Genomic DNA, 8152 nt, shown 5'->3' with positions numbered 1-8152 from the left:
CGGTCGTCGCGACCGGCCCGCCGCCGCTCGGCGGCGAGGGTCCGCAGGACGCGGGTGCCGTCGGCGAAGGTGCGCAGGTTCGTCTCGCCGAACATCCGCTCCTTCTCCACCGAGGGGACCTCGGTGATCGACAGACCGGCGGCGGCGACGCGGCAGTTCAGGACCGTCTCGATCTCGAACCCGTCGCCCCAGTACATCCCGCCGTCCGGGTGCGGCGGCATGTCGACCGCGGGCAGCTCCAGCAGCGGCAGGATGTCGGCCCAGAAGGCGTTGTAGCCGTAGCAGAGGTCGCTGTAGCGGGTCCCGAACAGCGTGTTCGCGATCAGGTTCAGACCGGCGTTGCCACCCTTGCGGAGCAACGTGATGTCGTCGCTGCCGCCCCCCTTGGTGAACCGGCTGCCCTTCGCGAAGTCGGCGCCCTCGACGAGCGCGGCGACGAAGCGCGGGATCTCCTGCGGGTCGGCCGAGCCGTCCGCGTCGAACATGACGATGGCGTCGCCGGTGGCCGCGGCGAAACCGCAGGCCATCGCGTTGCCCTTGCCCTTGCGGGTCTGGCGGACGATCCGGACGCCGGGCAGGACACGGCGTGCGGTCTCGACGGTGCCGTCCTGGGAGTCGCCGTCGACGACGATCACCTCGTACACGGCGGGACGCACGGCCGCGACGGCCGGCAGGACCACCTCGAGGTTCCGTGCCTCGTTGCGGGTCGGCACGATCACCGACACCCTCGGTTGGTTCGGACGACGTGGTCCGTGGTCAGGGCGCTTGTTCACCGGTCTCTCCCCCGAATCGATCGGTCCTGGCGCGCGGTTGGCGAGCAGTGCGTGTCCGGTCGTGACGACGATGCCGACATCGACCGGATCCGTTACCCCACAACGGGGGTCATCCGGCTTATCTCCGGCGCCGTCGGTCGCGTTACGTGACCCGCACCGCATCGGGTGTCGCCCGGACGACGCAAGGCCTCCGGACTCCGTCGCCGCGGCGTGGACCGATCACGCGAACACGACGACCGATACTACGGACGTCGTCCGGGCCGCCGCGGTGCGGGACCGGCCCACCGGGACCCCGCCCGACGAGCGGTGATCGTCGGGCGGCGAGCGGCGGGACGTCCGGCCGATGATCACGGTGTGTATCCGTTCCGTCCCGATGGTCCCCTTCGGACGTCGCTCGTCCGCGCCGCCGTCCGGCCCGCCGGCCGGGACGGGTAGCGTGGCTCGCCGCCTGCTCGTCCGATCCGTTCCACCCCTGCGAGGTACCCGATGAGGCCCGGCGGCTTTGTGCCCAGCGTGTCCGTCTGCATCCCGGTCCACAACGGCGAGACCTATCTCGCCGAGACCATCCGCAGCGTGCTGGAGCAGACCTGGCGGGACTTCGAGCTCGTCGTGCTGGAGAACGGCAGCACCGACGCGAGCTGGGAGATCGCGACCTCGTTCCGCGACCCGCGGATCCGGGTCGAGCGCAACCGCCAGACACTGCCGCAGGGCGACAACTGGAACCGCGCCGTCGAGCTCTGCCGCGCACCGCTGGTGAAGCTGGTCTGCGCCGACGACCTGCTGCACCCGCGCTGCCTGGAGCTGCAAGTTCCGCCGATGCGCGACGACCCGTCGCTGTCGGTGGTGGCCTCGCGCCGGCACATGATCGACGAGCAGAGCCGGGTCATCGTCCCGCGCCGCGGCCTCGGCGGCGGCCTGGTCGGACTGCACTCGGGCAGCGAGGTCGCGCGGCGGGTCATCCGCAACGGCGCGAACCCGATCGGCGAGCCGGGCAACGTCCTGTTCCGGCGCGAGCAGTTCGTCACCGCGGGCGGATGGCGCCCGGAGCGGCGCTTCATCATGGACCTCGACCTCTGGATGCGCCTGCTCCAGTACGGCGACTTCCTCGGCGTCCCGGAGACCCTGGCCGCGTTCCGGATCGCTCGCGGCTCGGTCTCCTCGGAGTTCGAGCAGCAGATCTCCGAGGAGCAGCAGCTGCTGTTCGACGAGCTGGGCGACTCCGGGGTGTTCGACGTCCGTCCGATCGACGTGCGGATCGGCCGGCTCGCCCTGCCGCTGGGCCGGGCCCGGCGCAAGGCGCTGTTCAAGGTCTCGCGCATCGCCGCCCGCAAGGACGACAAGCTGATCGCCGAGCGCGACGAGGCCGCGTCGGCCGACGCCCGCTGACCGCGGGCGCCCGACCGCGCGCCGTCCGGACGGACGGCATCCCGGACTCCCCGATCGGCGGGGTCGATACCGGACATCCGGGACATGCAGTCGCCTATCTACTGCCAGGCCTTTGCGGCAGCACCGCCGTCGCGTTGAATCCCCTCACCCGGCCGGGTGGCGGCCGGTCCGACCGGTGAGGGGGCGCGATGCAGACGCACGCGGTCGCCATGCACATGAGCGACGGACTGGTGAACGGCCCGACGGCGCTGCTGTTCGCCGTCGTCGCGGTGATCGCGCTGACGGTGGCCGTCCTGCGCGCCCGCGCGGACCTCGACGACCGCACCGCGCCGATGGCCGGACTGGTCACGGCGTTCGTCTTCGCCGTCCAGATGATCAACTTCCCGATCCTGCCCGGGGCCAGTGGGCACCTGCTGGGCGGGGCGCTCGTCGCGATCCTGGTCGGCCCGTGGGTGGGCATGATCGCGATCTCGATCGTGCTCGTCGTGCAGGCGCTGCTGTTCGCCGACGGCGGCATCACCGCACTGGGCCTCAACATCACGAACATGGCCGTGATCGGGGTGGTCGTCGGCTGGCTGGTGGCGCGCTCGCTGCGCCGGTTCGCGGTGCGTTCCCGCGGCGGGCTGGTCGCCGTCGCCTTCGTCGCGGCCCTGCTCAACACCGTCGTCGCGTCGATGGGCTTCGTCCTGGAGTACGCGATCGGAGGCGCCGGCGGCGCCACCCTCGGCACGGTGTTCGCGCTGATGGGCGGGCTGCACGTGCTGATCGGCATCGGTGAGGGCGTGATCACCGCGGCCACCGTGGGCGCAGTGGCCGCCGCCCGGCCGGACCTGGTGTACCTGCTGCGCGGCACCGGGCGCCCGCTGGCCCGCCGCTCGACCTCCGAGGAGGGTGCGCGATGAGCGCCACCGCCCGCCGTCGCCCGCTGCTGTTCTTCGCCGGGTTCCTGATCGTGTCCCTGGTCGTGGCCGGGCTGGTCTCGTCCTTCGCCTCCCCCGACCCCGACGGCCTGGACACCGTCGCCCGGGACGGCTGCACCGCCGTCGCGACCCCGGACGGCGAGGAGCGGCTGGAGGGCACCTGCATCGCGACCCACGAGAGCGACCACGCCATGGCATCGAGCCCGCTCGCCGGGTACTCGGTCGTGGGCGGCGAGGGCACCACCGGCGTCGCCGGGGTGGCGGGGGTGCTGGTGACGGTCGTCGTCGCGGGCGGGGTGTTCCTGCTGCTGCGCCGCCGGGACGGCTGATGGGCGCCGGGCACGCGCACCCGCTGTACCTGCACCGCGACTCCCCCGTCCACCGGCTCCCCCCCGAGGTGAAGGTCGTCTCGGCACTGCTGGTGGTGGTGTGCGTGGTCGCGACCCCGCGCGAGGCGTTCGCGGTGTTCGGCGGGTTCGCGCTGCTGCTGGCCGCGGTGTGGGCCCTGGCCGGGGTGCGCCCGGGCTGGATCCTGCGGCGCTCGGTGATCGAGCTGCCGTTCGTGGTGCTCGCGGTGCTGCTGCCGTTCACCGGCCCGGCGCCGACACTGGACTGGCTCGGCCTCACGCTGTCCCAGCCGGGGCTGCTCGGGGCGTGGAACATCCTGGTCAAGGGCACCCTCGGCGTCCTGACCTCGCTGACCCTCGCGGCGACGACGCCGATGCGCGACCTGCTCGTCGGCCTGCAACGCCTGCACGCCCCGGCGATCGTCACCACGATCGCCACCCTGATGCTGCGCTACGCCGACGTGATCACCGGCGAGGCCCGCCGGATGCGGCTGTCCCGGATCTCCCGCGGCCACGACCCGCGGTTCCTGTGGCAGGCCGGGGCGACCGCCCGCGGGATCGGCTCGCTGTTCGTACGGTCCTACGAACGCGGCGAGCGGGTGCACCTGGCGATGCTGTCGCGCGGCTGGACCGGCACCATGCCGCCGTCGGGCGACGCCCCGACCACCTCACGGCAGTGGCTGGCCGGGCTGACCGTCGCCGGGGTCGCGGTGCTGCTGGCCGGGTCCGGCTGGGTGGCCGCATGAGCCCGCCGTCGCTGCGGCTGACCGACCTCGCCTTCGCCTACCCCGACGGCCAGCAGGCGCTGTTCGGCGTCGACCTGACGATCGCCCCCGGCGAGCGGGTCGCGCTGCTCGGCCCGAACGGCGCCGGGAAGACCACGCTGGTGCTGCACCTCAACGGGATCCTCGGCGGCGGGGACGGCGCCGCGGGCACCGTCGAGGTCGGCGGGCTCCGGGTGGAGAAGCGGCACCTGCGCGAGATCCGCCGCCGGGTGGGGATCGTCTTCCAGGACCCCGACGACCAGCTGTTCATGCCCACCGTTGCCGAGGACGTGGCCTTCGGCCCGGCGAACTTCGGGCTGCGCGGGCCCGCGCTGCGCGAGCGGGTCGACGAGGCCCTGGCCGCGGTGGGGATGGCCGACGCCGCCGACCGCTCCCCGCTGCACCTGTCCGGCGGGCAGCGCCGCCGGGTCGCGCTGGCCACGGTGCTGGCGTGCGACCCGGAGATCCTGGTGCTCGACGAGCCGTCGTCGAACCTGGACCCGGTGGCCCGCCGCGAGCTGGCCGAGGTGCTGCTGGGGCTGGGCCGGACCATGCTCATGGTCACCCACGACCTGCCGTACGCGCTGCAGCTGTGCCCCCGCAGCGTCGTGCTGGACGGGGGCACCGTCGTCGCCGACGGGCCGACCCGCGAGCTGCTGGCCGACACCGAGCTGCTCGCCCGGCACCGCCTGGAGCTGCCCTACGGCTTCGTCCTTGCCTGAGTGGGGCGCCCAGGGAGATCGCGCATGCTCCGGACGCGCCACCGCCCCACCCGGCGAGCCGGACGGGGCGGTGCGGTCACCGTTCGACGGTGAGGTGCGGCCGGGGGTCAGCCGCGCTGTTCCTGGCCGTTCGGGTGGCCCTGCGCCGCGCCCGGGGCGCCGATGCCGGGGACCTCGCGGGAGGCCTCCAGCCGGGCCGGGGCCGCACCGCCGCCGTTGCCGGTCTCGGCGCCGGGGACCGGCGGGACGTCCGAGCCGACCGGCGGGACCTCCTGCTGGGCCGCCGCGGTGGCCGCCGCGACCTGCTTGGCGATCTCCGGGTCGGACGAGGTGTCGAACCAGTCCTCGACGCCGTCGTCCTCGGCGGGCCGGGAGACGGTGCCGTCGTCGGGGCTGGGCTCGTAGCGGAAGACGCCGTCCTCGCCGGGCGCACCCAGCATCCGGGTGAAGCCCTCCAGTGCCTTCCCGAAGTCGGACGGGACGACCCACAGCTTGCTGGCCTCGCCCTCGGCCATCTGCGGCAGCGTCTGCAGGTACTCGTAGGCGAGCAGCTCCGGGGTGGGCTTGCCGGCCTTGATCGCGGCGAACTTCTTCTCGATCGCCTTCGACTCACCCTGCGCCTCGAGGTACAGCGCGGCCCGGCGGCCCTGCGCCCGCAGGATCTCCGACTGCCGCTCGGCCTCGGCGGCGAGGATGGCGGCCTGCTTGGCGCCCTCCGCGGTGAGGATCTGGGACTGCTTGTTGCCCTCGGCGCTGCGGATGGCCGACTCCCGCTGGCCCTCCGCGGTGAGGATCATGGCCCGCTTCTCGCGGTCGGCCTTCATCTGCTGTTCCATCGAGTTCTGGATCGAGGGCGGCGGGTCGATCGCCTTGATCTCGACCCGGGCGACCCGGATGCCCCAGCGCTCGGTGGCCTCGTCCAGCTCGCCGCGCAGCGCGGTGTTGATCCGGTCGCGCGAGGTCAGCGTCTGCTCCAGCGTCATGCCGCCGACCACGTTGCGCAGGGTCGTGGTGGTGATCTGCTCGACACCGGCGATGTAGTTGGCGATCTCGTAGACCGCCGCCTTGGCGTCGTTCACCTTGAAGTACACGACCGTGTCGATGTTGACGGTCAGGTTGTCCTGCGTGATGACCGGCTGCGGCGGGAACGACACGACCTGCTCACGCAGGTCGACCCGCTCGCGGGTGCGGTCGACGAACGGCACCAGGATGGCGGGGCCGCCCTCCCGGATGCTGTGGTAGCGGCCCAGCCGTTCGATGATGTAGGCCCACTCCTGCGGGACGATGACGACCGACTTGACGACGATCGTCACGACCAGCGCGAGCAGGATGATGCCGATGATGAACTCGGCGCCCATGTGCTCTCCCCTCCTGCGCGCCGGAGAACCGGCGCCCGTGTCGCCCCGGAGTCCCCGGGGCGTCGTGGCCGTCCCGCCGCGGTGGCGGTCAGGACGGCGGTAGCTCCCCCCGACCGGTGACGAGCACGGCCGCCCCGGTCACCTGCAGGATCGTGACGGTGGCGCCGGCCTCGAGGACCTCCACCCCGTCCATCGACCGCGCCGACCACACCTCACGTCCGATCCGCACCTGCCCGCGCTCGCCGTCGACGCGCTGCACGACCTCGGCGGAGGCGCCGACGAACCGGTCCTGGTGGCGATCGAGCGTGCCCATGTGCTCGGCCAGCCTGCGTTTCGCCACCGGTCGCACGGCCAGCAGCAGCAGTACCGCGACGGCGCCGCCCACCCCGGCGGCCGGGAGGAGCGTCAACCCGAGTGCGGCCCCGGCCGCCGCGGCGAGTGCGCCGCCGCCGAGCATGACCAGGAACAGCTCCCCGGACACGACCTCGCTGCCGATCAGTACGAGACCGATGAGCAGCCAGATCAGTGCCGGATCCATGGGCCCCAGGGTGCCAGAATGTCCGATTCCCCGTCGGCGTTTCGTCGGGATGCTCCGCACCGGTCGACCAGATCGTTACCGGTCGGTGCCGGAGTTCGCCCGCGGTGTCGGGGTCAGGCCCCCTCGGCGGTGACGAAGTCGATGAGGCGCTCGACCGCGCCGATCATCGGGGTCTCCAGATCGCGGTAGCTGCGGACCGCGCCGAGCACCCGGCGGGCACCGTCGGCGGGCTCGCCCCACCGCAGCGCCGCGCAGACCCCGGTCTTCCAGTCGGTGCCGCGCGGGATCACCGGCCATTCGCGGATCCCGACGACCGAGGGCTTCACGGCCTGCCAGACGTCGACGTAGGGGTGGCCGGTGACCAGGACGTGCTGCTGCGCGTCGCGGGTCGCCCGGTAGGCCTCGCGGGCCTGGCGGGTCTCCTTCGTGCCCTCCACCAGGTGGTCGACGAGGATGCCGAGGCGCCGGTGCGGGCCCGGGGCGAAGTCGCGGACCGCGGCGGCGAGGTCGTCGACGCCGTGCAGCGGCTCCACGACCACGCCCTCGACGCGCAGGTCGTGCCCCCACACCTGCTCGACCAGTGCCGCGTCGTGCAGGCCCTCGACCCAGATCCGGGCGGCGCGCGCGGTGCGCGCCTTCAGGTTCGCGACGTGCACGGAGCCGGACGCGGACAACGTGCGGCCCGCGGGGGCGGCCTGCGGCCGCACCAGCGTCGCGGGGCGGCCCTCGTACAGGAAACCGGCGGGGCGCAGCGGGAAGATCCGCCGGCCGCCGAAGCGGTCCTCCAGCGTCACCTCCGAGCCGGTGACGGTCACCACGGCACCGCAGAAACCGCTGGCCGGGTCCTCGACGACCAGGCCCGGCTCGGCGGCGACCTCGGTCACCCGGCTCTCCCGCGGCGCACGGGTGCCCGCGGTGTCGAACATGCCCCGGTAATCGTGGGTCCGGCTCATGGTGAGCCAGTATCGGTCGACGCCGGTCGGTGACCGCGGCACGACACGCCCACACTCCGGTGGTCACGCACAGCGTGACCCTCGTAGCGCTGCGTCACCCACGTGCCGGGTGTGCGACGCCGGACGGGCCGTTAGCCTGACCGCCGTGTCCTGTGCCTCCACGACCTTCGCCGTGTGGGCCTCGGCCTGGCTGGCCGGGTCCGCCGCACCCGACGATGTCCTCGACGCGCTCGCGCCGTGGTCGGAGGCGCACGACGTGCTCGCCGCCGACGACGTCACCGCCGCCACGACCGGACTGCCCGGACCCGGATCGGCGCCGACCTCGACGGCGATGCTGCTGGCCGCCGTCCGCCGCGGCGCCCCGCGCGGGCAGGCCCGGCTGGTGCTGCCG

Annotated in this window: 9 protein-coding genes and 1 pseudogene; 6 read left to right on the top strand and 4 right to left on the bottom strand. The window is 73.4% G+C overall.

What is annotated here, in order from left to right; translation table 11 throughout:
• On the bottom strand, positions 1-713 hold a 713-nt coding region (locus tag GTW08_RS11040; protein ID WP_346009894.1), incomplete at its 3' end, for a glycosyltransferase family 2 protein.
• A 564-nt stretch (positions 714-1277) separates the two neighbouring features.
• Here GTW08_RS11040 and GTW08_RS11035 point away from each other — a divergent pair.
• The 5 genes from GTW08_RS11035 (at position 1278) to GTW08_RS11015 (ending at position 4912) form a co-directional block, all read left to right on the top strand.
• The gene (locus GTW08_RS11035; protein WP_073574796.1) at positions 1278-2159 is read left to right on the top strand and encodes a glycosyltransferase family 2 protein; all 882 of its coding nucleotides are present in this window, start codon (positions 1278-1280) and stop codon (positions 2157-2159) included.
• A gap of 188 nt (positions 2160-2347) precedes the next feature.
• Positions 2348-3061, top strand: coding sequence for an energy-coupling factor ABC transporter permease (locus GTW08_RS11030; protein WP_174565861.1), 714 nt, complete (start codon positions 2348-2350; stop codon positions 3059-3061).
• Positions 3058-3408, top strand: coding sequence for a PDGLE domain-containing protein (locus GTW08_RS11025; protein WP_073574795.1), 351 nt, complete (start codon positions 3058-3060; stop codon positions 3406-3408). Before GTW08_RS11030 ends, GTW08_RS11025 begins: the two co-directional genes overlap by 4 nt.
• On the top strand, positions 3408-4172 hold the full coding sequence (gene cbiQ, locus GTW08_RS11020) for a cobalt ECF transporter T component CbiQ (RefSeq protein WP_073574794.1): 765 nt from the start codon (positions 3408-3410) through the stop codon (positions 4170-4172). Before GTW08_RS11025 ends, cbiQ begins: the two co-directional genes overlap by 1 nt.
• A complete protein-coding gene (locus GTW08_RS11015) occupies positions 4169-4912 on the top strand; it encodes an energy-coupling factor ABC transporter ATP-binding protein (RefSeq protein ID WP_073574793.1) in 744 nt (247 codons plus the stop codon). Before cbiQ ends, GTW08_RS11015 begins: the two co-directional genes overlap by 4 nt.
• A gap of 107 nt (positions 4913-5019) precedes the next feature.
• On the opposite strand, the gene GTW08_RS11010 is transcribed toward GTW08_RS11015, so the two are convergent.
• From GTW08_RS11010 to GTW08_RS11000, 3 genes are all read right to left on the bottom strand, one after another.
• Complete coding sequence (locus GTW08_RS11010) at positions 5020-6270, bottom strand: SPFH domain-containing protein (RefSeq protein WP_073574792.1); 1251 nt, start codon at positions 6268-6270, stop codon at positions 5020-5022.
• Positions 6271-6358: 88 nt separating this feature from the next.
• The gene (locus GTW08_RS11005; RefSeq protein WP_073574791.1) at positions 6359-6808 is read right to left on the bottom strand and encodes an NfeD family protein; all 450 of its coding nucleotides are present in this window, start codon (positions 6806-6808) and stop codon (positions 6359-6361) included.
• 113 nt (positions 6809-6921) lie between these two features.
• On the bottom strand, positions 6922-7761 hold the full coding sequence (locus tag GTW08_RS11000) for a DUF3097 domain-containing protein (RefSeq protein WP_083658467.1): 840 nt from the start codon (positions 7759-7761) through the stop codon (positions 6922-6924).
• Between the two features lie 145 nt (positions 7762-7906).
• Here GTW08_RS11000 and GTW08_RS10995 point away from each other — a divergent pair.
• Positions 7907-8152 (top strand): annotated as a pseudogene (locus GTW08_RS10995) (hypothetical protein); the annotation flags it as partial.

Origin of the sequence: Pseudonocardia sp. SID8383, assembly GCF_009864975.1 — a bacterium.
Classification (GTDB): domain Bacteria; phylum Actinomycetota; class Actinomycetes; order Mycobacteriales; family Pseudonocardiaceae; genus Pseudonocardia; species Pseudonocardia alni.
This window is presented reverse-complemented; position numbering and strand designations above follow the sequence as displayed.